Raw genomic sequence first — 25597 nt, forward strand, 5'->3', positions numbered from 1 at the left:
CGGCGTCCCGCTGCAGGTCAGGGGACGCTTCGGGTGGTGAGCTCGTGCGCGGCCGCCCGATAGGCGAGCGCGCCGCTGCTCGTGGGATCGTACGACAGCACGGTCTGGCCGTAGCTCGGCGCCTCCGAGATCCTCACGGAGCGCGGGATCGTCGTCCCGAAGGTCTGATCCGGGAAGTGCGTGCGGACGTCCTCCGCGACCTGCGCCGCGAGCCGGGTGCGGGCGTCGTACATCGTCAGCAGGATCGAGGAGACCACGAGCTCAGGGTTCAGGTGCTGACGCAGCAGGTCGATGTTCTTCAGCAGCAGCGTGAGGCCCTCGAGGGCGTAGTACTCGGCCTGGATGGGGATGAGCACCTCGCGGGCGGCGACCAGCGAGTTCACGGTCAGCAGGCCCAGGCTCGGCGGGCAGTCGATGAGCACGTAGTCCAGGCGCTCTCGCCCGGAGGACTCGCGAGCGGCGAGGTAGTCGCGGATCGAGCCGCGCAGACGGTTCTCGCGCGCGACCATCGAGACCAGCTCGATCTCGGCGCCCGAGAGGTCGATGGTGGCCGGGGCGCACAGCATGCCCTCGACCTCGTCGACCTCCTGCACGACGTCGTCCAGAGGGGTCGACTCCACGAGGACGTCGTACATGCTCGCGACCTCGGACTGATGGTCCACGCCCAGCGCCGTCGACGCGTTGCCCTGCGGGTCCATGTCGATGACCAGGACCTTCAGCCCACCCATGGCCAGAGCGGCCGCGAGGTTCACGGTCGTGGACGTCTTGCCCACCCCGCCCTTCTGGTTGGCCACCGTGATCACGCGCGTGCTCTCGGGAGCGTCGAACACGAGTCCCTCCAATTCCCGTCGACGGGCATGGTCCCGGGCGAGCTGACGCATGAGAGGGGTGTCGTCCATGCTCCCGGTGGGACCGGTGGAACGGCTGCGGCTCTCAGCCACGTGCCTCTCCCTTCCTCGTCCGTGCAGTGCTCGCGCTCCCGCCCTGCGGGGCGCGGCGCACCCTGACCACTGTAGTGGGAACCTCGACCTCTCCCACTCCGAGCTCCAGCACCTGGGGATCGACACCTCCCAGGCGACGAAGCACCTTCTGCGCGCTCTCGATCTCCTCGGCCGCGGAGCTCCCCTTGAGCGCCAGCAGCTCCCCGTCGGGGGCGACGAGCGGCAGGGTCCACTTCGCGAGCTTCTCGAGGGCCGCCACGGCCCGGGCCGTCACCGCGTCGAAGGTCCTCTGTCCGTGCAGATCCTCCGCCCGGGCACGGACCACCTCGACCTCGAGACCCAGCTCCTCGGCGACCTCCTCGAGCCAGCTCGCACGGCGCTGCATGGTCTCGATGAGGGTGATCCGCAGGTCGGGTCGGGCGATCGCGAGGACCACCCCGGGCAGTCCCGCGCCGGAGCCGACGTCTGCCAGCGTGCGCGTCCCCTCGTCGATCGCGTCGACGAGCAGCGCGCAGTTGATCAGATGGCGCTCCCAGAGCCTCTCCACCTCCCGCGGGCCGATGAGTCCGCGCTCGAGGCCGTCCGTGGCGAGCATGCCGACGAAGCGCTCGGCCAGGCCCAGCCGGTCACCCAGCAGGCGCTCGGCGACGGGCCGCAGTGGCTCGGGCAGCGCCGGGGCCGAGGCGCCGCTGCGACCGGCGCCCTCGGGGCCGACGGGACCGGCGCCCATCAGGACGCCGGGTAGATGACGACGTGACGGTCCTTGCCGTCCCCGTCGGACTCGGAGCGCAGGCCCGCCTGCTTGGCGACGTCGTGGACGACCTTGCGCTCGAAGGGGTTCATCGGCCGCAGCGGCACCGGACGGCCGTTCTCCCGGGCGGTCGCGACGGCGTCCTCGGCCAGGTGCTCGAGGTCGTCCTTGCGCTGCGCGCGGAAGCCGCCGATGTCGAGCATGAGGCGCGAGCGGTTGCCGGTGCGGGACTGCACGGCGAGGCGGGCCAGCTCCTGCAGGGCATCGAGGAGCTCGCCGCGCGAGCCGTTGAGCTTCGCGAGGCGGTCGGCGCCGCGGATCTCGACCGACGCGCGGTCCCCGTCCACGTCGATGTCGATGTCGCCGTCGAGATCGGCGATGTCGAGCAGCTCCTCGAGGTAGTCGGCGGCGATGTCGCCCTCCTCCTCGAGCTCGCGGACGCGCCCGGCCGGATCGCGGGGCGCGGCCGGCTCCTCCTCGTCGGAGTCCTCGTCGGCCTGCTGCTCCTCGGCCTCCGGGGAGGCGCTCTCGTCGTCGCTCGCAGAGGCCGGGGCCTCGGCGGCGGGAGCCGCGGTCTCAGCCGGAGCCGCGGTCTTGGTGGGGGCCTCGAGTGCGTCGCCGTTCTCGGGTGCGTCGCCGGTCTGCGGTGCGATGCCTGTGTCGACGCCGGAATCGGCGACCGGTGCGCTGGCGGGGGTCTCGGGCGTCTCGACGGCGTCGTCGGAGGTGCTGGGTTCGGTCATGGTGTTCTCCTCGGGGGATGGGTGAGGCCGTGGGCCGTGCATCGGATCCGCAGGAGCGGGGCGCTCCGCCCCTGCGGGATCGTGCGGGGAACGACTCAGCGCTTGCGCTTCTTGCCCTTGTTCAGGGCGTTGGAAGGCTTCTTGCCGGACTGGTCGGAGGGCTTCTCGCCACCGTCCTGGTTGCGCGCGCGCCGCTCCTCCTGGGCTTTGCGGCGCGCCTCGCGGGCGGCCTCGAGGCGCTCGGCGTCGGTCATCTTCTTGCCGCCCTTGTTGGCCTTGGGCTGCACCCGGATCGGGGCGTCGTCGTCGACGACCACGGGCTTCTTGGGCGTGAAGTCGAGGGGCTCGAGGCCGTTCTTCTCGCGCTTGGTGTTGATGCGCTTCTGGTGCGAGGCCTCGGCGGGAGAGCCGGGCGTCGGGTACGTGTAGACCACGATCGCCTGCTGCGCCATGGTCCAGAAAGTGGTGGTCAGCATGTAGGTGAGCACGCCGATCGGCAGGCCCGGTCCCGTGATCACGTAGATGAACGGGAGCATGTAGATCATCATCTTCTGGGTGCTCGCCATCGGGCCCTCGAGGGCCGACGGCGGCATGTTCCGCATCGTCAGCTCCTTCTGGGTGATGAAGTTGCCCAGACACATCAGCGCGATGATGACGCCCGCGACGATCTTGGTGCCGATGCCGCCCGCGCCGGAGTTCAGGAAGCTGTCCGCGATGGTGACGTGGCCGAAGAGGGTCGCGTGGTAGGCGTTGGAGGCCAGGTCATGCGTCAGGGGGCCGAAGGCCTCGCCGTTCGCCGCGTCCTTGAGCTTGTAGAACAGCACCCGGAACAGGGCGAAGAAGATCGGCATCTGCAGCACGAGCGGCAGGCACGAGGAGAGCGGGTTCGCCCCGGCCTCCCGGTAGATGGCCATGGTCTCCTCGCTCATGGCCTGCCGGGACGCCTGGTCGGTCTTGCCCTTGTACTTCTTCTGCACGGCCTTGAGCTGCGGCGAGACCGCCTGCATGGCGCGCGAGGACCGTATCTGCCGGATGAACAGCGGCGTGATCAGGGTGCGGACGACGATCGTGAGTCCCACGATGGACAGCAGCCAGGTCCAGCCGGAGCTGCCGTCCATGAAGAGGTCGAGGAACCGGTGGAACAGCACCATGATCCATGCGACGGCCCACTCGATGGGATAGAGGATGTTGGGCATCGGCCTGATCTTCCTGCCGTCCGTAGGCGCATGTCGTTCATGCGGTGTGACGGCTGCGGGTCGGGGTCTCGGACAAGGGTAGGCCCTATCGGGCTGGGCGCCGCCCTCGCGAGCGATGGCCGGGACGTGGGTTCGTCCACATCCCGGGTGCCGGCACGGGATCGATCCCGCCCCGGGTGAAGGGGTTGCAGCGCACGATCCGCCAGGCGGTCAGCAGCAGTCCCTTGACGGCTCCGTGCCTGCGCAGGGCGTCCATGCCGTACTGCGAGCACACGGGGTCGAAGCGGCACGCCGGCGGCGTGTAGGGCGAGATCCCCACCTGGTAGGCGCGGATCGGAAGCATGAGCACCCGGCGCGGGAGCGCCGCGAGCGGCATCACGGCGCGGCCGCCGCTGTCGGCGTCCCGGGTGCGGTGCTCTCCGCGGACCGCTGCGCCGAGCGCTTCTCGAGCTTGCGGCGGGCGCTCGCGATCGCGCCGGTCACCTGCTCCTCGAGGTCTGCGAAGGGCACGTCCTGCACCCCGGGGAGGGTGCGCAGCACCAGGTCTGAGCGCTCGGGGATCTCGGTCATGTGGCTGCGCACGATCTCCCGCAGACGGCGGGCCACCCGATGGCGCACCACCGAGTTGCCCACCTTCGTGGAGACGACGAATCCCACGCGGGCCTCCTGGGGCTCCTCCGTGCGGAGGACCAGGTGGGCGACCACGTGGGATCGTGCGGCGCGGGCTCCTCGGCGGGTGGCCGTGCGGAACTGCTGCGCCGTGTGCAGCCGGTGGCGGGACCAGCTCATGGCCCTGCCTCCGAGATCACCGGTCGAGCCGAGGCTCAGGCCGAGAGCTCGGAGCGGCCCTTCGAACGGCGCGCGTTGATGATGGCGCGGCCGGCGCGGGTGCGCATGCGGGCGCGGAAGCCGTGCTTGCGGGCGCGGCGGCGGTTGTTCGGCTGGAACGTACGCTTGGTCATCGGTTCTCCTCGATCGCGGCACAGGGGCGTGCCTCTCGCGGTGGCTCTGGGGCCGCTGCGCGATCACGGGGGCGGGCGCTTCCGGTGTCCGGGGCCGACGTGGGGCCCGGTTCCGTGCGACTCCGCCGACCCAGGGGGCGGCACAGCGACGACTGCACGATCCTAGGCTCGGGCACACGGGGGGTCAACGGACGCGACGCTGGTCAGCCCGATTGTGGTGCGATTCTCACCCGTCGCGAGGGATCCTGCCGCGTCCCGGCGACCCTCCGGTGACGAGCCGGCGAACGATTCCTCCCGGCGATGCGCATGCTCACCCCCGGAGCGTCCCCAGGCGCTCCGAGACTGTGGAAAACTGGGTGGACAACCCTGAGCCCGTACGGAGAGCAGCATGGACGAGACAGTCGTCGACTACGACGCGACCTGGGACGAGACCCTTCGGATCCTGCGTCGGTACGAGACCGTCACCGAGCGCGCCATGGCCTTCCTGACCCTGTCCCGGCTGATGGCGATCGTCGCGGACACCGCACTGGTCGCAGCCCCTTCCACCTGGGCGAAGGACCTCTTCGAGCAGCGCATCGCCGGCGCCCTGAAGGAGGCGCTGTCCGAGGCCACGGGGCGGGAGACCCGCTTCGCCGTCACCGTCGACGAGTCCCTCTTCGAGGACGACGACGAATCCCCGCGCGGCACGGCCGCCGCCGACCGCGCCCCGTCCACCGGGGCTGTGGACACCGATGTGGACAACGTGGACGGAGCGGACGCCCAGGGCGGCTCCGCAGGTGCTCGAAGCACCGCCTCCGCTCCGTCCCCGCTGCCGTCCTCCCCGTCGTCCGTCCCCTCCCCGGACCCCGCTCCGGCGGGCGGCGCCGGAGCCCGCCGACCGTTCGGCGCCGATCGCTTCCCCGCGGAGGCGCCGACGGAGACCGGAACGGGAACGTCGGGCCCGTCGTTCGACGCTCGGAGCCGACGCGAGGATGCCGAGTGGTTCGCCCACGAGGACGATGCCCGCCGCTCGGAGAGGACGCAGCGGGTCGACGAGACCCGTGGGCCCACGGATGCCGCCCCGCCCGCCGACGAGGAGTCGACGCTGGGCTCGGACTCGCGCCTGAACGCGAAGTACACCTTCGACACCTTCGTCATCGGCTCGTCCAACCGCTTCGCGCAGGCCGCCGCCTCCGCGGTCGCCGAGGCCCCCGCTCGCGCCTACAACCCGCTCTTCATCTACGGCGGCTCGGGACTGGGCAAGACCCACCTGCTGCACGCGGTGGGCCACTATGCGCAGTCCCTGTACCCGGGCATCGAGGTGCGCTATGTGAACTCCGAGGAGTTCACCAACGACTTCATCAACTCCGTGCAGTCCGGCCAGTTCGGCAAGGCGCAGGAGTTCCATCGCCGCTACCGCGACATCGACATCCTGCTCATCGACGACATCCAGTTCCTGCAGCGCGCGCCGGAGACGATGGAGGCCTTCTTCCATACGTTCAACACGCTGCACAACGCCGACAAGCAGATCGTCATCACCTCCGACCTGCCCCCGAAGCAGCTGGGCGGCTTCGAGGACCGCATGCGCTCGCGCTTCGAGATGGGTCTGATGACGGACGTGCAGCCGCCGGACCTCGAGACCCGCATCGCGATCCTGCGCAAGAAGGTCGAGATGGAGGGCACCCAGGAGGTCCCCCGCGACGTCCTGGAGTACATCGCCTCGAGGATCTCCACGAACATCCGCGAGCTCGAGGGCGCCCTGATCCGCGTCCAGGCGCTGCATTCCCTGTCCCGGCAGCCGATGGACGTCTCCCTCGCCGAGAGCGTCCTGAAGGACCTCCTGGCCCATGACGACGGCGCCGAAGTCACGGCCGCGACGATCATCGCGCAGACCGCCTCCTACTTCGGCCTCACGGTCGACCAGATCACCGGCGGCGCCCGCACGCGCGTGCTCGTCACCGCGCGTCAGATCGCCATGTACCTGTGCCGCGAGCTCACGGACATGCCGCTGATCCGCATCGGCGAGGAGTTCGGCGGCCGCGACCACACCACCGTCATGCACGCCAACAAGAAGATCTCCGAGCTCATGAAGGAGCGACGGGCGATCTTCAACCAGGTGACCGAGCTGACGGCGCGCATCAAGAACTCGAGCTCCCAGAACGCCTGAGGCCCGATCGTCGGGTGCTGGCGACCGACGCGTGCCGGACCCTGACACACCCTGCGACAGACCATGGGTCACAGGGACGGTCGGGCCGACGTCGTCCCCAGTGTGAACAACTCTGTGGACAATGTGGAGCATCGAGCGTTCCCGCAGGGGTCGATGTGCATGGATTCTTGTGGTTCCACGGCCCGTATCGGACAGATGTGCACAGAGCGCCCACATCGAGGTGGACGTCGTCAACGCTGCATGCACGACCGCATCATGCGATGTGACCTGCGACGACGTGAGTTCTCCACGACATCAACAGCCGTGAAGAAGAGGAATCCTGTTCTTGTTCCGCTGAGGATGTGGAGAAGTCGGGGTGCGAGGGCTGCGTCCGTCGGCCCGGAGACTTCGGAGCTTCGAGGCGGTGAATGTCAAGCGTGTGATTCGGTGTGTCGCGAGAAGTGCCTCCGAGCGGCTACGCTGACGACCGCGCCCCGAGGGATCCGTCCCCGGGGCGATTCCCGCCGAGAGCCGGCACCCCCGGCAGCTCGACACCCCGCACCTGATCTGCCGGGAACCCGGCACCGACCTCGACCCCCTGCGAAGGAGTGGCAACGGTGAAGTTCCACCTCGACCGCGGCGTCCTCGGCGACGCCGTCACCTGGGCGACCCGTACGCTCCCCGTCCGGCCCGCGATGCCGATCCTGCAGGGCGTGCGCATCGTCGCCCAGAGCACCGGCGAGCTGCTGCTGTCGACCTTCGACTACGAGGTCAGCGCGCAGATCACCCTTCCCGCCGAGGTCGAGGACCCGGGCGAGGTCCTGGTGCAGGGCCGCATGCTCTCGGACATCGTCCGCTCCCTGCCCAACAAGGACGTCTCGATCGAGCTGGTCGGCACCAAGGTCGAGGTGCGCTGCGGCAGTGCCGCGTTCTCCCTGGCGACCCTCCCCGTCGACGAGTACCCGCAGCTCCCGGAGATGCCCCCGGTCGCTGGCACCGTCCAGGCCGACGTGTTCGCCGAGGCGATCTCCCAGGTCACCGTCGCCGCCTCCAAGGACGACACCCTCCCGCTGCTGACCGGCGTGCGCGTCGAGATCGTCGGCGAGAAGATGACGCTGATGGCGACCGACCGCTACCGCCTGGCGATGAGCGAGATCACCTGGCGCCCCTCGCGGCCCGACCTCGAGATCACCGCCCTGGTGCGCGCCCGCACCCTGCAGGAGGTCGCCCGCTCCCTCGCGACCGGCGGCAGCGTCGACATCGCGATCTCGGACGACTCCTCGGCGAACCTCATCGGCTTCGAGGCCGGCGGCCGCCGCACCACCTCGACCCTCGTGGACGGCGACTACCCGCCCGTGCGCCGCCTGTTCCCGAGCTCGACCCCGATCACGGCCGTGGTCGCGACCGCACCGCTGATCGATGCGGTCAAGCGCGTCTCCCTGGTCGCCGAGCGCAACACGCCCGTGCGCTTCTCCTTCACCGAGGGCAATGTGACGCTCGAGGCCGGCGCCGGCGACGACGCCCAGGCCTCCGAGTCCCTCGAGGCCCAGCTCGACGGCGAGGAGCTCGTCGTCGGCTTCAACTCCGGCTTCCTGCTCGACGGCCTCGGCGCCCTCGGCGAGGACTTCGCGAAGCTCACCTTCACCGACTCCATCAAGCCCTCCGTCATGAGCGGCCAGGAGTCCCTCGAGGGCGATGCCTCCGGCGAGTACAAGTACCTGATCATGCCGATGCGGATCTGAGGGGGCGGGGTGATGTCCCCGTGCATCTGACCTCCCTGGATCTCCTCGACTTCCGCTCCTACGAGCACCTCGAGCTGCCCTTCGCCCCCGGCGTGACCGTCTTCGTCGGCCCCAACGGGCAGGGCAAGACGAACATCGTCGAATCGCTCTGGTACCTCGCGACCCTCTCGAGCCACCGCGTCCCGCACGACGCCGCCCTGGTGCGGCGCGGGGAATCGACCGCGATCATCCGCGCCGCCTTCGTGCGCGCCGGCCGTGACCTGCAGGTCGATCTCCAGATCACCCCGGGCAAGTCGAACCGGGCGCGGGTGCAGGGCGCCGCCCTGAACCGCCTGCGGGACCTGCTCGGCGAGGTGCGCGCCGTGCTCTTCGCCCCCGAGGACCTGGGCCTGGTCAAGGCCGATCCCGAGGGCCGACGGCGATTCCTCGACGAGCTGCTCTTCCTGATCGCCCCGCGCTTCGCGGGCGTGAAGGCCGACTACGACCGCGTGGTCAAGCAGCGCACGGGCCTGCTCAAGCAGATGCGCACCATGCGCCGCGGCGGCGCCGGCCGCTCCGTGGGAGGTCTCGATCCCGAGGAGGCGGCGGTCTCGACCCTCGAGGTCTGGGACCAGCAGCTCGCCCGCTTCGGCGCCGAGCTGCTGCGCGCCCGCGTGCACCTCGTGAACCGGCTGCGTCCCCACGTCGGCTACTCCTACCTGCGCGTGGCGAGCGACGCCGGCGCCGAGTCGTCCCTCGATCTGCCGCCCGACCAGCGAGGCAGCATCGACTCCCCGGCCGACATCTCCTACCGCTCGAGCGTGCTCGACACGCTCGCCGTGCCCGACGGCGCGCTGCCCAGCACCACGGAGCTCGAGGACGCCCTGCTCGCCGAGGCCGTCGCCAAGCGCGACGACGAGGTCGACCGGGGCGTGACGCTCGTCGGCCCCCATCGCGACGACCTCGAGATCCGACTGCACGGCTTCCCCGCCAAGGGGTACGCGAGCCACGGCGAATCCTGGTCCCTCGCCCTCGCGCTGCGCCTGGGCTCCTACGACCTGCTGCGACTCGAGGAGGGCGACCTGGGCGACGGCGAGCCGATCCTCGTTCTCGACGACGTCTTCAGCGAGCTCGACACGAGTCGTCGTGAGCGCCTGGGCCGCATCGTCACCGGCGCCTCCCAGGTGCTCATCACCACGGCCAACGACTCCGACATCCCCGACTCCCTCGAGGGCGAGATCCATGTGGTCGACGTCCAGCTCGGCGAGGCCCGGGTGCGCGAGGGAAGCCTGCACCACGGCGGCGGGAGCAGCTGGTGACTCCCGCGTCGGGCGACGTTCCGAACCCGTACGACCTGGGCACCTGGCGAGAGCGCGCGGCGCAGGAGGAGCGGCGCCAGGCCCTCGCCGGCAGCGGGGGACGGCGCGCTCCCGCACGTCGGCACGGCGCGACCTCGACGGCGAAGGGGGCGGCGGAGCGATCGGCCGGGCAACCGGCGGAGCAGCCGGCGGACGAGCCGGCGATCGGATCCGTCGGCCGAACCTCCGTCGAGGCGGATCGCGTCGACGAGGAGCCCGTCGACCCTCCCGAGCTGCCCCGCAGCGACGACTCCTTCGAGCTCGCCCGGCGCACCGTCAACCGCTCCCGCGCCGCCGCTCGGGATCGCGGCCTGTTCCCGATCTCCGCGAAGACCCAGGGCCTCCACGAGCGCCGCAGGCGCAGCACGCCCGGGTACTCGGGATCGCGCCCCGACGCCCGTGACCCGCAGGGACTCGAGGCCGTGATGCGACGGGTCCTGGGCGACCTGGGCTGGACCGAGGGCATGAACTCCGGGCGCGTCCTGGAGGAGTGGGACGAGATCGTCGGACCGAGCGTCGCCGAGCACTGCACCCCCGTCTCCCTCGACGAGGGCGTCCTCGTGGTCTCGGCGAGCTCCTCGGCCTGGGCCACGCAGATGCGCATGCTCACCCCGCGCCTGATCTCCACGATCGAGGAGCACGTGGGCGCGCACGTCGTCTCCGAGCTGCGTGTCACCGGGCCCGCGGCGGCCGAGCGCTCCTGGAAGAGAGGCCGACGCACCGTCACCTGGCGCGGCCCCCGCGACACCTACGGCTGAGGATCCGGCCGAAGCACCACACGCCCTCCAGACGCGTCAGCGGCCCGCCGTACGTACCGGCCCTCATCTCCACCACCCCGGATCACTCCGAGAGGCGTCGCAGAGCCTCCTGGAGGCACTTCCGGGGGCGATCTGTCCCCATTTTCGTGCCGCACGGCGTGAATCGTGGCCTCGAATCCGCTAGAATGAAGAGGTTCGGCCGGAAGCATCCACGGCCGCGGATCAGGAGACGTCGGCTGCGGTCGCTCGCTCCGGGTCGCCCCAGGTCATCGCACGGACTCGCGCCGTGGGGAGATCGGTGCGCCGTCTGCGGCAGGCGGTGCCGTCGGCCGGCGAGCACGGCACCCGTCGGCGGAACGATCCTGCCCCCGGTGTGCACCGAGACCCGAGGAGCGAACCCCGACGTGAGCGACAGCGCGATGGCAGCCGAGAATCCCGAGGAGCAGACGTCGGAGGAGACCGAGCATCAGCTCTCGGCCGAGGTCGCCGGAGGGAACTACGGCGCCTCCGACATCACCGTCCTCAAGGGCCTGGACGCGGTCCGCAAGCGCCCCGGCATGTACATCGGCTCCACCGGTGAGCGCGGCCTGCACCACATGGTCCAGGAGATCGTCGACAACTCCGTCGACGAGGCGATGGCCGGGTACGGCGAGACCATCGAGGTCACGCTGCTGGCCGACGGCGGAGTGCGGGTCGTCGACCACGCCCGCGGCATCCCCGTCGGCATGCACCCCACCGAGGGCAAGCCCACCGTCGAGCTCGTGCTCACCCAGCTGCACGCGGGCGGCAAGTTCGGCGGCGGCGGGTACGCGGTCTCCGGCGGCCTCCACGGCGTGGGCTCCTCCGTCGTGAACGCCCTGTCCACCCGGCTCGACGTCGAGGTGCGCCGCGAGGGCCATGTGCACCGCCAGACCTACCTGCGCGGGGCGCCGTCGACCGATCTCGTCGAGGGCGAGGAGACCGAGGAGACCGGCACCACGATCACCTTCTGGGCCGATGCCGACATCTTCGACACCGTCGACTACGACTTCGAGACGCTGCGCAAGCGCTTCCAGCAGATGGCATTCCTCAACAAGGGCCTGCGGATCACGCTGACCGACGAGCGCCCGCAGGTGGTCGGGGAGGACGACGACCAGGCCGTCGACGTCGAGCGCGAGGCCGAGGACGCCGCCGAGGGCACGGACCCGAAGAAGCCCCGCACCGTCACCTACCGCTACGAGAACGGTCTGCGCGACTTCGTCGCCTACATCAACTCGGTCAAGCGTGCCGACATCGTGCACCCCGAGATCATCGACATCGAGGCCGAGGACACCGAGGTCATGATCTCCGTGGAGATCGCGATGCAGTGGACGACCGCGTACTCCGAGTCGGTCCACACCTACGCCAACACGATCAACACCCACGAGGGCGGCACCCACGAGGAGGGCTTCCGCTCCGCGCTCACCGGCGTCGTCAACCGCTACGCCAAGGCGCAGGGCCTCATCAAGGACAAGGACCCGAACCTCACCGGCGAGGACATCCGCGAGGGCCTCACCGCGGTCGTCTCCGTGAAGCTCGGCGAGCCCCAGTTCGAGGGCCAGACCAAGACGAAGCTCGGCAACACCATCGCCCGCACCTTCGTCTCCAAGGTGATGACCGAGAAGGTCGGCGACTGGTTCGAGTCCCACCCGGGCGAGGCCCGCGACATCGTGCGCAAGGCCCAGAGCGCCGCGCTCGCCCGCGAGGCCGCCCGCAAGGCGCGCGATGCGACCCGCCGCAAGTCCCCGCTCGAGAGCGGCGGCATGCCCGGCAAGCTCAAGGACTGCCAGTCCCGCAACCCCGCCGAGTGCGAGGTGTTCATCGTCGAGGGCGACTCCGCCGGCGGCTCCGCCGTCCAGGGTCGCGACCCGCGCACCCAGGCGATCCTCCCCATCCGCGGCAAGATCCTGAACGTCGAGAAGGCGCGCCTGGACCGCGCCCTGGACAACCAGGAGGTCCGCTCGCTGATCACCGCCTTCGGCACCGGCATCGGCGAGGACTTCGACGCCACCAAGCTGCGGTACCACAAGATCATCCTGATGGCCGACGCCGACGTCGACGGCCAGCACATCTGCACCCTGCTGCTCACGCTGCTGTTCCGCTACATGCGCCCGCTCATCGAGCTCGGCCACGTGTTCATCGCGATGCCGCCGCTGTACCGCCTGAAGTGGTCCAACGCCCCGCACGACTACGTGTTCAGCGACGACGAGCGCGATGCGCGCCTCGCCGAGGGCCGCGCCTCCGGCAAGCGGATCCCCAAGGACAACGGCATCCAGCGCTACAAGGGCCTGGGCGAGATGGACTGGCAGGAGCTGCAGACCACCACGATGGACCGCGCCTCGCGCACCCTCAAGCAGGTCACCGTCGACGAGGCGGCCGACGCCGACGCGGTGTTCTCCGTGCTCATGGGCGACGACGTGGAGTCCCGCCGCCGCTTCATCCAGGAGAACGCGAAGGACGTGCGCTTCCTCGACATCTGATCGAGAGCGAGCCCGCCCCGCACCTCCCAGACGACCCGCACTGACAGGCCCTGAACGAAAGGCGCCAGCTGATGAACGACGATTCCGACACCCCCGAGAACCCCGGCACCCCGGGCGGCCCCGAAGACCAGCAGACCCCGACCGGCGCCGAGGGCGCGGGCGACGTCCCCGACCCCTCCGACGACGCGACCGGATCGGGCGCGCCCGTCGGCCCCGACGGTCCCGACGCCGGCGGCACCCAGATCGAGGTCGGCGAGGCCTCCGAGCGCGTGATCACCCTGGTGGACCCGCTCGACGGGGGCGAGGGCGACCTCATCACCCAGGTCGACCTGAACCAGGAGATGCAGCGCTCCTTCCTCGACTACGCGATGAGCGTCATCGTGGACCGCGCCCTCCCGGACGTGCGCGACGGCCTCAAGCCCGTGCACCGCCGCATCGTCTACGCGATGTACGACGGCGGCTACCGCCCCGACCGCTCCTTCTCCAAGTGCGCGAAGGTCGTCGGCGAGGTCATGGGCGGCTACCACCCCCACGGCGACTCCGCGATCTACGACGCCATGGTGCGCCTCGTGCAGCCCTGGAACATGCGCTATCCGCTGATCCTGGGCCAGGGCAACTTCGGCTCGGCCGGCGACGACGGCGCGGCCGCCTCGCGGTACACGGAGTGCAAGATGGCGCCGCTGGCCCTCGAGCTGGTGCGCGACATCAACGAGAACACCGTCGACATGCAGGACAACTACGACGGCACCCTCGAGGAGCCGACGATCCTGCCGGCGCGCTTCCCGAACCTGCTGTGCAACGGCTCCGCCGGCATCGCCGTGGGCATGGCCACGAACATCCCGCCGCACAACCTGCGCGAGGTCTCCGAGGCCGTCCAGTGGCTGCTGCAGAACCCCGAGGCCACGAAGGAGGAGCTGCTGGACGCGTGCCTCGCGCGCATCAAGGGCCCCGACTTCCCCTCGGGCGCGACCATCGTGGGCACCCGCGGCATCCAGGACGCTTACCGCACCGGCCGCGGATCCATCACCCAGCGCGCCGTGGTCTCCACCGAGGAGGTCCGGGGGCGGATGGCGCTCGTCGTCACCGAGCTCCCGTACCAGGTCAACCCCGATTCGCTCGCCCGCAAGATCGCCGAGCTCGTGAAGCTCGGCAAGCTCCAGGGCATCGCCGACATCAACGACGAGACCTCGGGCCGCACCGGCCAGCGCCTCGTGCTCACGCTCAAGCGCGACGCCGTCGCCAAGGTCGTCCTGAACAACCTGTACAAGCACACGCAGCTGCAGGAGAACTTCAGCGCGAACATGCTCGCGCTCGTGAACGGGGTGCCGCGCACCCTGTCCGTCGACTCCTTCGTGCGCGAGTGGACGAAGCACCAGCTCGACGTCATCGTGCGCCGCACCCAGTACCGTCTGGACCGTGCCGAGGAGCAGATCCACATCTACCGCGGCTACCTCAAGGCGCTCGACGCGCTCGACGAGGTCATCGCGCTGATCCGCCGCTCCCCGGATGCCGACGAGGCCCGCACCGGCCTCATGGAGCTGCTCGAGATCGACGAGATCCAGGCGAACGCGATCCTCTCGATGCAGCTGCGCCGCCTGGCCGCTCTGGAGCGCCAGAAGATCATCGAGGAGCACGACCGCCTGCAGGCCCTCATCGAGGAGTACAAGGCGATCCTCGCCTCCCCGCAGCGCCAGCGCGACATCGTCTCCGAGGAGCTCGCCGGCGTCGTCGAGAAGTACGGCGACGACCGTCGGACCGAGATCCTGCCCTTCGACGGCGACATGTCGATGGAGGACCTCATCCCCGAGGAGGACGTGGTCGTCACCATCACCAAGGGCGGCTACGTCAAGCGCACCCGCACCGACCAGTACCGCGCCCAGAAGCGCGGCGGCAAGGGCGTGCGCGGAGCCAGCCTCCGGGACGACGACGTGGTCCAGCACTTCTTCACCACGACCACCCACCAGTGGCTGCTGTTCTTCACCGACGCCGGCCGCGTCTACCGCGCCAAGGGCTACGAGATCCCCGAGGCACCGCGCGACGCCAAGGGCCAGCACGTGGCGAACCTGCTGGCCTTCCAGCCGGACGAGCACATCGCCTCCGTGCTCGCGATCTCCAGCTACGAGGACGCCGAGTACCTGGTGCTCGCCACCCGCCACGGCCTCGTGAAGAAGACCGCGCTCACCCAGTTCGACTCGTCCCGCACGGGCGGCATCATCGCCGTGAACCTGCGTGAGATGGAGACGGCCGACGGCCCCCAGCCCGACGAGCTCGTGGCCGCCCGCGTGGTCGACGGCGACGACCAGCTGCTGCTGGTCTCCCGCAACGGCCAGAGCGTGCGCATGCCCGCCTCGGACGACGTGCTGCGCCCGATGGGCCGCGCCACCAGCGGAGTCACCGGCATGAAGTTCCGCCACGACGACGAGCTGCTCGCGATGGACGTGGTGCGCCCCGGCACCTACGTGGTCACCGTGACCGACGGCGGATTCGCCAAGCGCTCGGACATCGAGGAGTACCGGGTCCAGGGCCGCGGCGGCCTCGGCATCCGCGTCGCCAAGCTGCCCGACGACCGCGGCCACCTGGTGGGCGCAGCCGTCGTCGAGGAGGGCGACGAGCTGCTGGTCGTGATGGAGAAGGGCAAGGTGGTGCGCTCGCGCGTTGCCGAGATCCCCGTCAAGGGCCGCACCACCATGGGCGTCGTCTTCGCGAAGCCCGGCAAGAACGACCACATCGTGCTGGTCGCCGTGAGCGCCGAGTCCGACGTCGACCTCGACGAGGCCGATCCGGAGGACGGCGCGGAGGATCCGTCGGCCGCCGGCGCGGGTGACGCCCCGGCCGACAGCGCGGATGAGCCGTCGACCGAGTCGTCGGCCGATCCCGCGGCCGATCCCGAGGTCGATCCCGAGGTCGATCCCGCGGAGCAGACGCCCGACGCGTCTGCCGAGGATGCGGACGCAGATGCTCTAGGCTCGGGTGCGTCCGACGACGCGTCGAGCGACGACGCGTCCACCGGCGACGTCTCATCGGAGGAGTGACCCGTGGCAAGCAGCAAGAACGGTTCGACGCCCGGCCGCCCGGGCGGCGCCGGCGGCACGGAGGGCGCGCCCACGGTCACGTTCACACCGACCGACGACGCTGAGGGGTCCGCGAAGGGCGCATCGACCGGCTCTGCGACGACCGCGAGCTCCGCGGGCTCCGCCGATCCCGCGGGCGGCTCGAGGACGGGCGGCGCGAAGGCCGGTGGCGCGAAGAACGCCAACACCTCTGCACAGCGGACCGGTGCCCAGCGCACGGGCTCCGCGACCTCCGCGTCGAGCGCGAACCCTCGCGGGACCGGCAGTGCGACCGGTGCGAACAGGGGTGCGAGCCGCTCCCCGGCGAAGGCGACGGCCAAGGCGCCCACGCGCTCCGGCGGTCCGCGCCGCATCCGCCTCACGCTCTCGCGGATCGACCCCTTCTCCGTCATGAAGATGTCGTTCCTGATCGCGATCGCCGTGGGCATCGCGACTGTGGTCGCCGTGGCCGTGCTGTGGAACCTCGTCGAGGTCATCGGCATCTGGGACAAGATCGACGAGATCGGCCGCGACCTCAACAACGACAAGCCGCTGCCCTTCATGGAGTACTTCAAGTTCTCCAAGATGATCAGCTACGCGACCATCGCCGCCGTCGTCGACATCGTCATCATCACGGCGCTCGGCACGCTCCTCGCGTTCCTCTACAACATCGTCGCCGCCCTGCTGGGCGGGCTGAAGATGACCTTCACCGACGAGTGACAGCCGGCTGAGAGCGGGCGCGGCGGTCATCCCGCCGCGCGCCGATCTCTCCTGCGCACCTCTGCGAAGCGCCCTGCGCCGCCACGGCGGCGCCGGGCGTTTCTGCGTGCGTCGTCGTCGGGGCACGGTGCGGCGGCGGGCTGCGTGGGGGCTCTCTTGTGCTCTGCTGCGTATGCCGTGTCGGCCACCGGCGCCAGGGCGACATTACTGCCATATACGGCAGAGGGGTCCGGTATATGCCGGTGGGCGACAGGCCGGACCGGGGCGCCCTTGGTCGACGGGGCGCACTGGGGCGGCCCTGGTCGACGGGGCGGAGCGGGGCGCCTGTGGGCGGCTGTTGAACGGGGGCGCCTGTAGGTGGGGCTGACCGGGGCGCCTCTGTGGGCGACGGACCGGACCGGGGCTCCCCCTGTGGGCGGCTGCGGCCGCCGGCCCGCCCGGGTCAGGCGACGGTGAAGCGGATGGTGTGCCAGCCGCTCGCGCCGTTCGGGGCGGGATCGGCGTGCTGCGAGGTCTGCAGCTCGCCCGTGCCGTCCGTCGCCCGCACCCGGGCCGCGTGCTCACCGGGACGCGCGTCGGCCCAGCGCAGGGCCCACTGGGTCCAGGTGTCGGACGTGACCGCCGTGCCCAGCTCGGCGTCGAGCCAGTCCCCGTCGTCGATCTGCACCTGCACGGCGCGCACACCGCGGTGCTGCGCCCACGCGGTCCCGCCGAGCATCACGGCGCCGTCCCCGTCGGCCTCGAGGTCCTTGCCCTCGCGGGGCACGTCGATGCGCGAGGCGGTCTTGATGGGGCCGCGCTCCGACCAGCCGCGGGAGGTCCAGTACGCGGTCTGGTCGGCGAAGCGGGTGACCGTGAGCTCCGTGAGCCATTTGGTCGCCGAGACGTAGCCGTAGAGCCCGGGGACGACCATCCGCACCGGGTAGCCGTGCTCGGGCGGCAGCGGGGAGCCGTTCATGCCCACGGCGAGCAGCGAGTCGCGTCCGTCGGTGAGCGCCTCGAGCGGGGTCGAGGCGGTGAAGCCGTCGGTCGAGCGGGAGAGGACCATGTCGGCTCCGTCCTGCACACCGGCACGCTCCAGGAGCCGGGCGACGGGCACCCCGATCCACGTGGCGTTGCCCGCCAGATCACCGCCCACGACATTGGAGACGCAGGTCAGCGTCACATGGGATTCGACCATGGGCTCGGCGAGCAGCTGGGAGAAGTCGAGCTCGATCTCCCGGTCCACGAGGCCGTGGATGCGCAGGCTCCAGCTCGTGGGGTCCACGCGGGGCACCGCGAGAGCGGTGTCGATGCGGTAGAAGTCGCCGTTCGGGGTGACGAACGGAGGCATCCCCGCGACGTCGACCTGTGCCCCGGCAGGGATCGGCGCCGCGCGCTTCCGAGGGGTGGGCAGCACGAACTGCGCGACCTTCCGGCTCAGATCACGGCTGGTCGCGATGCCCTGCGCGCCCGCGGCGACGATGGCGGCGAGCACTCCCGTGCCCGCGATGAGGGCCCGACGGGGCGGCGCCGCGGAAGGGGACGTCGCGGTGGCAGGGGACGTCTCAGCGACAGGGGAGGGCGCGTCCCGCCCGCGGTGCCCGTCGGCCGACGGGGGCGCACCGGCCCTGCTGACCAGCGCGAGCAGGCTCACGACCGCGAGCACCGTGCCGGCGAGGGTCGGCACCACGTCGGCCGCGGAGTTCTGGGCGCGCGTGAGCACGAAGACGCCGGCGGCGGCGCCGAGCAGTGCGAGCAGGACGGCCGCCGCCCGCGCATGTCTCGCGCCCAGCACCCCGATCAGTCCCGTCACCACGGCGTACACCAGCAGCATCGAGATGCCGAGCACGAGCTTGTCGCGCGTGCCGAACAGCCCGATGACCAGGTCCTTCAACCCGGGCGGGACCACGTCGACGAAGGCGCCGCCCACCGCGATCCACGGCGCCGACGAGGAGCTGAAGGCAAGGGAGCACAGCCCGGACACGGCGAGCAGGACCAGGCCCGACGCGATCCCGGCCAGGGCCGACCACCAGGGGATGCTGCGCGGACGGCGAGGCGCGGCCGGTCGCCGCGGATCCCGCCCCGTGCTCGGCCGCGAGCGCAGATCGACCACGATGCGGCGCTCCTTCCCGACCGGGCGGCATCGGCGGTCGACGGAGCGCGCGGTCGGCACGAGTCTGCTCCTGCGGGAGAGGGACGTCGACACCTGTGACGAAGCCGTAAGGGATGGGGCGCGGGAGAGGCGGAGCAGGAGGGCCCGTGCTCGAGGCCGCGGCTCCGGGCCCGACGCGGGCGCGCGATCAGGGACGTCCCGGTCAGGGGCCTGTGATGTCCGGTACAGGGTCCCCAACGGGTTGGACGCGGATGCGCACGCTTCGCTACAGTTGAGCGTCGGTGCGGCCCGGAGATCCGGATCCGCAGCACACGGGCCTATAGCTCAGTCGGTTAGAGCGCTGTCCTGATAAGACAGAGGTCACTGGTTCAAGTCCAGTTAGGCCCACTCCCACGCTTTCGGAGGTTCCGATGAAGAAGCTGCTCACGTACTCCGCGGTCCTCGTCTCCAGCGCTGTCGCAGGCGTCCTGGTGTGGCGCAAGGTCGAGTCGGACAAGCTCGAGAACGATCTCTGGGCCGAGGCCGAGAAGATCAGCGAGCAGCAGCCGAAGGCCTGATCGTCCGATCGGACGGACCTGCGGGGTCCTTCGGGACACCACAATCCGATACGGGGACTTAGCTCAGTTGGTAGAGCGGTAGCTTTGCAAGCTTCAGGTCAGGGGTTCGATCCCCCTAGTCTCCACCAGGCAGTTCAGAGGCCGTCTTCCTTTCACGGGAGGCGGCCTCTCGTCATGTCCGGCGCGCTTCTCGCCAAGCCCGGCGACCTTCGGCCCCTCCTCCGGTATGTGAAGAAGCGCGGAGTTCCTCCGACCGGGCGGTGATCCCGCTATAGCGTGACCGTGCGCACGATGATGGCCGATGCGGGAGCGATCCACCCGTCCGCGTCGGCGGCTGCGCGCCAGTACGACATCACCGGGGGGCGAGGGGCCGGGAGGACAGCCGAGATGCTGCGAGAGGGGACGCGATCACCGCGGGCGACGCCGAGATGCGCTCGGACGGCGCCAGGGCGCGCTGATGGCTGACTTCCTGCGCGGGAGCGCCGTGCCCCTGGAAGCCACGGGTCCCACCCTGGACGAGCAGGTCGACCGGCTCGCAGCGCTCGGACTGCACCTGCATCCCGACTGCGATCGCGGCATGCTGGCGCGTGCGGTGGCCCGGGGTGTGACTCCCGAGGACCTGGGTGCCCGCGGCGGCGGAGCCCACTCGATCCCCCCGCACCGGCGCGCGTGCTTCTGGTGGCTGCTGTGCGAGGACATCGGGGGCGTGCCGGCGCTCGAGCACCGCGTCCGCATCGAGCTCGAGGATCTCGCCTTCGCGGCCGGCTACGCCGACGGGGACGACATGCCGTGGCCCCGGCAGCTCGATCTCATCCGGCGGATCTCCCGTCGTCTGCGGGCCGTGCTCCCGGGGGTGGCGCCGGTCCGTGTCCCGCGGCCCGGGGCGGATGGCGTCGCCGAGTCCGCCCCGCCCTCTCCTCCGCCGACGTCCGGGACGGAGGGGGGCGTCGCGCCCTCGAACGCCGCCGACGCGTGCCGTGCGCGGATCGGCGGCTCGGGCGCGACCGGCGGCGGACGGGGCCTGCGGGACCGCCTGCGCAATGCGCTGCTCGCGATCCTGCCCGAGGGGTGGCGCCTGGTCATGTACCGCGACCTGGTCGAGGAGGCACCGGACCTGTGCCTCGTCGTGCCGACCGCGCACGAAGCGGAGCTGCGGCGACTGATCCTCGAGGTGCTGCCGCCCGCGCTGTGCGCCGGGGAGGAATGGCTCGAGCGCGTGCTGCAGCACTCGACGTCCGAGCAGGTTCCCTTCGCCCTCGGTGCCGCCCGGATGACCTCGGGGCTCGCCGTGTCCTCCGTGGACGTGCCGGCGTGGCAGGGTGTGCACCCTCCGATGACGCTCGCGGACCAGCTCGAGAACCTGCGTCGGGTGGGTCTGGTGCCCTGGACCGACGACATCGCCTCCCAGCTGCCCGTGCGTGGGCCTGCACGCGTGCCCCGCATGCACGACCGCCCGTACCACGACCTGTTCTCGAAGCCGGGGGGCGTCGCCCACCGGGGACTGCTGCGGGGCATCGTGCATCTTCCGGCGCTCGTGCCCTACGAGGAGCGATCAGGCCGGCTGGCCGCGAGCCTCACGCGCAGCCTTCGGGCGATGGCGGAGGCGGGACGCCCGGGCCTCGCGATCCCGCAGGTCACGACGAGAACGCTCGGACCGAGGCGGGTCGAGGTCACCGCCATGATCGACGGGCGTGCGATCAGTGCCGCCGTGGATCTCCTCGCCGGCAGGCGTCCCTGCTGGGATGCCGATCTGTTCCTGGACCTCGCCGCCGCCGAGCTGCGTGACGGTGCCCAGCGCTGGGTGCTCCTGCACCCCGGTTCCCGCAGTTCACCTGCGATCGGCGCCCTGGTCGCGCTCTGGCAGGTCGACGAGATCAAGGAGATGGCTCGCATCGCCTTCGGCGACGCGGGGCGCCACCTCGCTGCGGGGATGCAGGAGCGCACCTGGTTCGACTGGTCGGATCGCACGGGAGCCCATGACCTGATGCTCTCGATGACGCCGCCCGGGCGCCTTGCGGCGCTCGAGAACTGCGGGATCTCGCTCCTCGACGCGGCCGACAGGGAGTTCGCCGAGCGCTCCGCCGTGCACTCCTCATGGGCGGGCCTGCTGGGCGCGGCCCATCGCGGGCACCGCTCGGTGTTCGGGCACGTCTGCGTCTGGTCGGCGCAGGAGATCGCCGACCAGAGCGCCGAGGGTCTGCCCGGGGCGGCGCGGAAGCTCGCCCTGTGCGTCGGCCGGGACGACGTGCATCTGCGGATCACCGGATCCGCGGGCGGACCGCGCGCACTGCTCCTGCAGGTCGGCGAGGACCGTGTGCGGCTCATGGACCGCCTGCCCGCTCCGGAGGAGATCTGCGGCCTGATCGGCGACATCGCTCGTCACGTCACGCCGCCGGGGCGTGAGCTGGTGACCCTGGGGGAGACCCGTCTGTGGCCGCTCGAGTCCCGCGCCGCGGAGCTGCGGATGCTGCTCTCCGGAGGGTGAGGGCCGCACGGAGGTGCGGGGCATGGGGTGCGGGGAACCGTGATCGGGAGCAGGATGGGCCACGACATCCGCGAGGGGAGCACGTCATGTTCGAGGGACTTCTGGGGCAGTGCGCGGTGACCGATGTCGACCGTGCCGAGGAGTGGTTCACGATCCTGTGCGGCAGGCCGCCGGATGCCCGCCCCATGGCCGGGCTGCTCGAGTGGCACCTCGGGCCGGGCTTCGGACTGCAGGTGTGGTCGGAGGCGGAGAGCGCAGGGCACTCCACGGTGTCCCTCGTCGTGACGGATATCGACGCCGACGCGGAGCGCCTCCTCGCGCGCGGCATCGCGCACGACGGTCCTCAGCCGGGCGGCGGGGCCCGCATCCTCGTGCTGGCCGATCCGGACGGCAACCGGGTGGTGCTGACGGGGTCGTGACCCGCTCAGTCGGGCACCACGACCGCGCGGTCCCGGCCGGTGTGCTGCCAGGCCTCGGCCACGCGCGCGAGGGGGTACGGGGTGAAGGGGATCTGCAGCGTGCCGTCGGCGATCAGGTCCATCAGGCCGGGCAGCCGTGCCATCAGCTCGTTCTTTCCGACCGAGCCCGCTCCGCTGCCGCTGAGGGTGATGCGCCGGCTGCGCAGGAGGCTCGCGGGCAGGGACGCGTCGGCGCCCGCGAGGCTCCCGATCTGGACGTAGGAGATCTGCGCGGCGTCGTCCCCGAGCCCGCGTCGCCCGAGAGCGGCGAAGGTCGCCTCCGCGACGGGTCCCCAGACGTAGTCGAGCACGAGGGACGGGGTGGAGCGGGCGATCTCCGCGGCCAGCGGCTCGGGAGAGTGCCCGATCGCCGCGGGACGCGCGCCCAGTGCGGTGAGCTCGGCCAGGGACTGCTCGTCGCGGCCGGCGGCGATCACGCTCGTCGCTCCGAGGGCGAGGGCGGACTGCACGGCGGCGCGCCCTGCCATGCCGGTGGCGCCGAGGACGAGCACGGTGCCCAGCTCACCGTGCGTCTCGCGGTGGTCCACCAGCGGGAGGTAGCCCGACATGGCCGGGTTCATCCCCGCGGCGATCGCGAGGGGATCGGCGCCGGAGGGGAGCGGGAGGCCGAAGGACGTGGCCAGGGAGGTGGCCATGGTGCCCCACGGGGCCCGCGCGAAGCCCGTGTACACGAGGGTGCCGTCGGCACGGCGCGCGACGGCGTCGACTCCGGGCACGAGCGGGTAGCGGTCCGTGCTCCCGTAGTGACGACCGGACGCGATCGAGCGCACGACCTGGTGGATGCCGGCGCCCACCAAGGTCATCAGCTCCTCGCCCTGCTGGGGCTCGGGGTCGGCGAAGTCGGTGGCTGCGGGGAGGCTGTCGGGTGTGGTGACGACGGCTGCGCGCATGGGACGCTCCTCTTCCTTAACTAAGTTCAGTAGCGGGATCAGCATGCTTTAACTTTGTTAAGGTGTCAAGCATGGCGAAGGGGATCACCAGGCAGCGCATCGTGGAGGCGGCCCTCGAGGTGCTCGACGAGAAGGGGGCGGACGCGGTCACCGTGCGCGCGGTCGCCTCCCGGCTCGACGTCAGGGCGCCCGCTCTCTACTGGCACGTGAGCGGCAAGCAGGAACTCCTCGACGAGATGGGGACCGAGATCCAGCGGCGGGTGATGGCCGCCTCCTCTCCCCGCGCCGGGGCGAGCCCCCAGGAGTCGCTCGGCGACTACGCGCGGGCACTGCGTCACGAGTACCTGCTGCATCGGGACGGCGCCCGCACCTTCAGCGGCACCCGGCTCACCGACCCCGACGTGCTGCGCGCACAGGAGCCGTGGCTCGAGGCGTGGACTGCCGACGGCGTCCCGCTCGAGACGGCCGTCGACGCCGCAGAGCTCGTGACCGCCTTCGTGGTCGGCTTCGTCATCGAGGAGCAGGAGCGCGCGCAGTCCGCGCAGGAAGATCCCGAGCGCTACGACGCCGAGTCCCGCGACGCGTTCATCGGGGAGGGCGCTCCCCTCGTGCGCCGCACGGGGCGTCTTCACCAGGAGTCCGAGGCGTCGTTCGAGAGGCAGCTCGCGATGGTGCTCACCGGGATCTCCGGAGCATTGGCAGGGTCCTGAACCTCGTCCTGAGTTCCCGCTGGGAGTGCGAAGCCGCCACGGTTCCTGTCGCGCACAGGATCTCCCCAGGGGCGACGCGATTCCTCCCCCCGACCTGCGTCGTTCCCACGCCCGTGGCACGGAGGCTCTTCGTAGCCTTCCCGCATGGGGGACCACAACCGAGGACCGCGCGCCCGGTCCGACGCTCGCTCGCGCACCTTCACCCCGCTCGAGCAGCGCATCGATGCCTGGGCGCACCGGCGCACGCGCGCGCTCGCCGAGAACGCCGGTCCGTGGCGGCTGCGCGCCCTCGAGCTCGCGGTCTTCACGCTCAAGCAGGCGTGGGCGTGCGTGTTCGGCGCCTTGATGCTCACCCTGCTCGTGCTCGCGCGGCTGCTGTACCCCGAGGGCGCGCCGCTCGCGCGGGCGGATGCCCTGGTGATCGCCGCGCTCGCGCTGCAGGTCCTCATGCTCGCGCTGCGCCTGGAGACCCTGCGCGAGATGGGCACGATCGTGCTCTTCCACGTCGTGGGCACGGCGATGGAGGTGTTCAAGACTCACGTCGGTTCGTGGGAGTACGAGGACGAGGGCCTGCTGCGCATCGGCGCTGTCCCGCTGTACACGGGGTTCATGTACGCCGCCGTCGGCTCGTACATGGTGCGCGTGATGCGGCTGTTCGATCTGCGGTTCACGCGCTACCCGCCGCGATGGGCGACGGCGCTGCTCGCGGCGGCGATCTACGCGAACTTCTTCACCCACCACTTCCTGCCCGACGCCCGCTGGGTGCTGCTCGTGCTGGTGGGGCTGCTGTTCGGCCGGTGCATGATGAGCTTCCGCAACCACCGCGGCGGCGCCTGGCATCGCATGCCGGTGCTCGCGGCCTTCGCCGGCACCGCGTTCTTCCTGTGGGTCGCGGAGAACGTCGGGACCGCCGCCGGCGCCTGGATCTACCCGCACCAGCAGGCGGGGTGGGAGCCGGTGCCGCTGACGAAGATGGTGGCCTGGCTGCTGCTGATGATGATCTCGGTGGTGCTGGTGACGCTCGTGCACCCGCCGCAGCCGCCGACGCGTGAAGAGGAGCCAGGCAGGTGCGAAGGGCGATCAGCGGGTGCTCTCCGAGGGGTTCATGAAGGTGGAGTTGTGCACCGGAGATAAGTCGGTCCCATCGATGGCATCATTCGTTCATGGACTCGATTCCCGCCATCACCTCGTGGACTCTGCAGCAGGAGATCCCCGTTCCGGACGACGTGACGAGCCTTCTCGTCCAGGGGGAGCAGGCCGTCACCGCCTTCAAAACGTTCCGTGACTCCGCGATCTTCACGACGAAGCGACTGATCGTTCGTGATGCACAGGGGGTGACCGGGAAGAAGGTCGAGATCTACTCCCTGTCCTACTCGAGCATCCTCATGTGGTCATCGGAGAACGCAGGCGGTTTCCTCGATATGAACTCTGAGCTCGAGCTGTGGACGAAGGCCGGGCACATCAAGGTCCTGCTGAAGAAGGGGGCCGATATTCGCCGCCTCGACTCGCTCATCGCCTGGGCGGTTCTGCAGGGAAGTTGACCACTCAGCGGAGTCCT

22 protein-coding genes and 2 tRNA genes are annotated in these 25597 nt (G+C 70.8%); 15 read left to right on the forward strand and 9 right to left on the reverse strand.

Annotation, left to right across the window (positions count from 1 at the left end; genetic code table 11):
• Positions 1-17: 17 nt before the first annotated feature.
• From MHY49_RS00910 to rpmH, 7 genes are all read right to left on the reverse strand, one after another.
• Positions 18-899, reverse strand: a complete 882-nt coding sequence (locus tag MHY49_RS00910) for a ParA family protein (RefSeq protein WP_228359649.1) — start codon at positions 897-899, stop codon at positions 18-20.
• Between the two features lie 34 nt (positions 900-933).
• Entirely contained in the window at positions 934-1671 is a 738-nt protein-coding gene (rsmG, locus tag MHY49_RS00915; protein WP_239201809.1) for a 16S rRNA (guanine(527)-N(7))-methyltransferase RsmG, read from the reverse strand.
• Complete coding sequence (locus tag MHY49_RS00920; protein WP_239201811.1) at positions 1671-2435, reverse strand: R3H domain-containing nucleic acid-binding protein; 765 nt, start codon at positions 2433-2435, stop codon at positions 1671-1673. The genes rsmG and MHY49_RS00920 overlap by 1 nt, the downstream gene beginning before the upstream one ends.
• 95 nt (positions 2436-2530) lie before the next feature.
• Positions 2531-3631: a membrane protein insertase YidC gene (gene yidC, locus MHY49_RS00925; RefSeq protein WP_239201813.1), complete on the reverse strand. Its 1101-nt coding sequence runs from the start codon at positions 3629-3631 to the stop codon at positions 2531-2533.
• Positions 3632-3716: 85 nt separating this feature from the next.
• Entirely contained in the window at positions 3717-4007 is a 291-nt protein-coding gene (yidD, locus tag MHY49_RS00930) for a membrane protein insertion efficiency factor YidD (RefSeq protein ID WP_239201958.1), read from the reverse strand.
• Positions 4007-4420 (reverse strand): ribonuclease P protein component, encoded by a 414-nt coding sequence (rnpA, locus tag MHY49_RS00935; RefSeq protein WP_239201815.1) that lies wholly within the window; start codon positions 4418-4420, stop codon positions 4007-4009. Before rnpA ends, yidD begins: the two co-directional genes overlap by 1 nt.
• Positions 4421-4455: 35 nt before the next feature.
• Entirely contained in the window at positions 4456-4593 is a 138-nt protein-coding gene (gene rpmH / locus MHY49_RS00940; protein ID WP_152353963.1) for a 50S ribosomal protein L34, read from the reverse strand.
• Between the two features lie 388 nt (positions 4594-4981).
• On the opposite strand from rpmH, the gene dnaA reads away from it, so the two are divergent.
• The 7 genes from dnaA to MHY49_RS19245 all read left to right on the forward strand — a co-directional run bounded on the left by dnaA (position 4982) and on the right by MHY49_RS19245 (position 16823).
• Complete coding sequence (dnaA, locus tag MHY49_RS00945; protein ID WP_239201817.1) at positions 4982-6739, forward strand: chromosomal replication initiator protein DnaA; 1758 nt, start codon at positions 4982-4984, stop codon at positions 6737-6739.
• 596 nt (positions 6740-7335) lie between these two features.
• Entirely contained in the window at positions 7336-8460 is a 1125-nt protein-coding gene (gene dnaN / locus MHY49_RS00950) for a DNA polymerase III subunit beta (protein WP_228356738.1), read from the forward strand.
• A 20-nt stretch (positions 8461-8480) separates the two neighbouring features.
• Positions 8481-9758 (forward strand): DNA replication/repair protein RecF, encoded by a 1278-nt coding sequence (gene recF, locus MHY49_RS00955; protein WP_239201819.1) that lies wholly within the window; start codon positions 8481-8483, stop codon positions 9756-9758.
• A complete protein-coding gene (locus MHY49_RS00960; RefSeq protein ID WP_239201821.1) occupies positions 9755-10555 on the forward strand; it encodes a DciA family protein in 801 nt (266 codons plus the stop codon). The genes recF and MHY49_RS00960 overlap by 4 nt, the downstream gene beginning before the upstream one ends.
• 419 nt (positions 10556-10974) lie before the next feature.
• Entirely contained in the window at positions 10975-13053 is a 2079-nt protein-coding gene (gene gyrB, locus MHY49_RS00965; RefSeq protein ID WP_228359650.1) for a DNA topoisomerase (ATP-hydrolyzing) subunit B, read from the forward strand.
• Positions 13054-13124: 71 nt separating this feature from the next.
• Entirely contained in the window at positions 13125-16085 is a 2961-nt protein-coding gene (gene gyrA / locus MHY49_RS00970) for a DNA gyrase subunit A (protein WP_255719145.1), read from the forward strand.
• Between the two features lie 3 nt (positions 16086-16088).
• Complete coding sequence (locus tag MHY49_RS19245; RefSeq protein WP_239201823.1) at positions 16089-16823, forward strand: DUF3566 domain-containing protein; 735 nt, start codon at positions 16089-16091, stop codon at positions 16821-16823.
• A 442-nt stretch (positions 16824-17265) separates the two neighbouring features.
• On the opposite strand, the gene MHY49_RS00980 is transcribed toward MHY49_RS19245, so the two are convergent.
• Positions 17266-18918, reverse strand: a complete 1653-nt coding sequence (locus MHY49_RS00980; RefSeq protein ID WP_370645931.1) for a molybdopterin-dependent oxidoreductase — start codon at positions 18916-18918, stop codon at positions 17266-17268.
• A 313-nt stretch (positions 18919-19231) separates the two neighbouring features.
• Between MHY49_RS00980 and MHY49_RS00985 the strand changes: the two genes are divergently transcribed.
• The 5 genes from MHY49_RS00985 (at position 19232) to MHY49_RS01005 (ending at position 22379) form a co-directional block, all read left to right on the forward strand.
• A tRNA-Ile gene (locus MHY49_RS00985) sits at positions 19232-19305 on the forward strand.
• Between the two features lie 23 nt (positions 19306-19328).
• Positions 19329-19475, forward strand: coding sequence for a DLW-39 family protein (locus MHY49_RS00990; protein WP_239201824.1), 147 nt, complete (start codon positions 19329-19331; stop codon positions 19473-19475).
• 52 nt (positions 19476-19527) lie between these two features.
• Positions 19528-19603, forward strand: a tRNA-Ala gene (locus MHY49_RS00995).
• Between the two features lie 329 nt (positions 19604-19932).
• Positions 19933-21960 (forward strand): hypothetical protein, encoded by a 2028-nt coding sequence (locus tag MHY49_RS01000; protein ID WP_239201825.1) that lies wholly within the window; start codon positions 19933-19935, stop codon positions 21958-21960.
• Positions 21961-22046: 86 nt separating this feature from the next.
• Entirely contained in the window at positions 22047-22379 is a 333-nt protein-coding gene (locus MHY49_RS01005) for a VOC family protein (protein ID WP_239201826.1), read from the forward strand.
• 5 nt (positions 22380-22384) lie between these two features.
• Here MHY49_RS01005 and MHY49_RS01010 read toward each other — a convergent pair whose 3' ends face one another.
• The gene (locus MHY49_RS01010) at positions 22385-23329 is read right to left on the reverse strand and encodes a zinc-binding alcohol dehydrogenase family protein (protein WP_239201827.1); all 945 of its coding nucleotides are present in this window, start codon (positions 23327-23329) and stop codon (positions 22385-22387) included.
• 71 nt (positions 23330-23400) lie between these two features.
• Here MHY49_RS01010 and MHY49_RS01015 point away from each other — a divergent pair, with 71 nt between their 5' ends.
• The 3 genes from MHY49_RS01015 to MHY49_RS01025 all read left to right on the forward strand — a co-directional run bounded on the left by MHY49_RS01015 (position 23401) and on the right by MHY49_RS01025 (position 25580).
• On the forward strand, positions 23401-24039 hold the full coding sequence (locus MHY49_RS01015; RefSeq protein WP_239201829.1) for a TetR/AcrR family transcriptional regulator C-terminal domain-containing protein: 639 nt from the start codon (positions 23401-23403) through the stop codon (positions 24037-24039).
• Between the two features lie 144 nt (positions 24040-24183).
• Complete coding sequence (locus MHY49_RS01020; protein WP_239201831.1) at positions 24184-25173, forward strand: DUF817 domain-containing protein; 990 nt, start codon at positions 24184-24186, stop codon at positions 25171-25173.
• 29 nt (positions 25174-25202) lie between these two features.
• Entirely contained in the window at positions 25203-25580 is a 378-nt protein-coding gene (locus tag MHY49_RS01025) for a PH domain-containing protein (RefSeq protein ID WP_239201833.1), read from the forward strand.
• Positions 25581-25597: the final 17 nt, after the last annotated feature.

Source organism: Brachybacterium sp. ACRRE (assembly GCF_022346485.1).
Classification (GTDB): Bacteria; Actinomycetota; Actinomycetes; order Actinomycetales; family Dermabacteraceae; genus Brachybacterium; species Brachybacterium halotolerans.

Bases quoted from the DNA above. Each gene is read 5' to 3' on its own strand.
- MHY49_RS00910 (WP_228359649.1), bottom strand. From the start codon at position 899: ATGGACGACACCCCTCTCATGCGTCAGCTCGCCCGGGACCATGCCCGT.
- rsmG (WP_239201809.1), bottom strand. From the start codon at position 1,671: ATGGGCGCCGGTCCCGTCGGCCCCGAGGGCGCCGGTCGCAGCGGCGCC.
- MHY49_RS00920 (WP_239201811.1), bottom strand. From the start codon at position 2,435: ATGACCGAACCCAGCACCTCCGACGACGCCGTCGAGACGCCCGAGACC.
- yidC (WP_239201813.1), bottom strand. From the start codon at position 3,631: ATGCCCAACATCCTCTATCCCATCGAGTGGGCCGTCGCATGGATCATG.
- yidD (WP_239201958.1), bottom strand. From the start codon at position 4,007: ATGCCGCTCGCGGCGCTCCCGCGCCGGGTGCTCATGCTTCCGATCCGC.
- rnpA (WP_239201815.1), bottom strand. From the start codon at position 4,420: ATGAGCTGGTCCCGCCACCGGCTGCACACGGCGCAGCAGTTCCGCACG.
- rpmH (WP_152353963.1), bottom strand. From the start codon at position 4,593: ATGACCAAGCGTACGTTCCAGCCGAACAACCGCCGCCGCGCCCGCAAG.
- dnaA (WP_239201817.1), top strand. From the start codon at position 4,982: ATGGACGAGACAGTCGTCGACTACGACGCGACCTGGGACGAGACCCTT.
- gyrB (WP_228359650.1), top strand. From the start codon at position 10,975: ATGGCAGCCGAGAATCCCGAGGAGCAGACGTCGGAGGAGACCGAGCAT.
- gyrA (WP_255719145.1), top strand. From the start codon at position 13,125: ATGAACGACGATTCCGACACCCCCGAGAACCCCGGCACCCCGGGCGGC.
- MHY49_RS00990 (WP_239201824.1), top strand. From the start codon at position 19,329: ATGAAGAAGCTGCTCACGTACTCCGCGGTCCTCGTCTCCAGCGCTGTC.
- MHY49_RS01000 (WP_239201825.1), top strand. From the start codon at position 19,933: ATGGCTGACTTCCTGCGCGGGAGCGCCGTGCCCCTGGAAGCCACGGGT.
- MHY49_RS01005 (WP_239201826.1), top strand. From the start codon at position 22,047: ATGTTCGAGGGACTTCTGGGGCAGTGCGCGGTGACCGATGTCGACCGT.
- MHY49_RS01010 (WP_239201827.1), bottom strand. From the start codon at position 23,329: ATGCGCGCAGCCGTCGTCACCACACCCGACAGCCTCCCCGCAGCCACC.
- MHY49_RS01015 (WP_239201829.1), top strand. From the start codon at position 23,401: ATGGCGAAGGGGATCACCAGGCAGCGCATCGTGGAGGCGGCCCTCGAG.
- MHY49_RS01020 (WP_239201831.1), top strand. From the start codon at position 24,184: ATGGGGGACCACAACCGAGGACCGCGCGCCCGGTCCGACGCTCGCTCG.
- MHY49_RS01025 (WP_239201833.1), top strand. From the start codon at position 25,203: ATGGACTCGATTCCCGCCATCACCTCGTGGACTCTGCAGCAGGAGATC.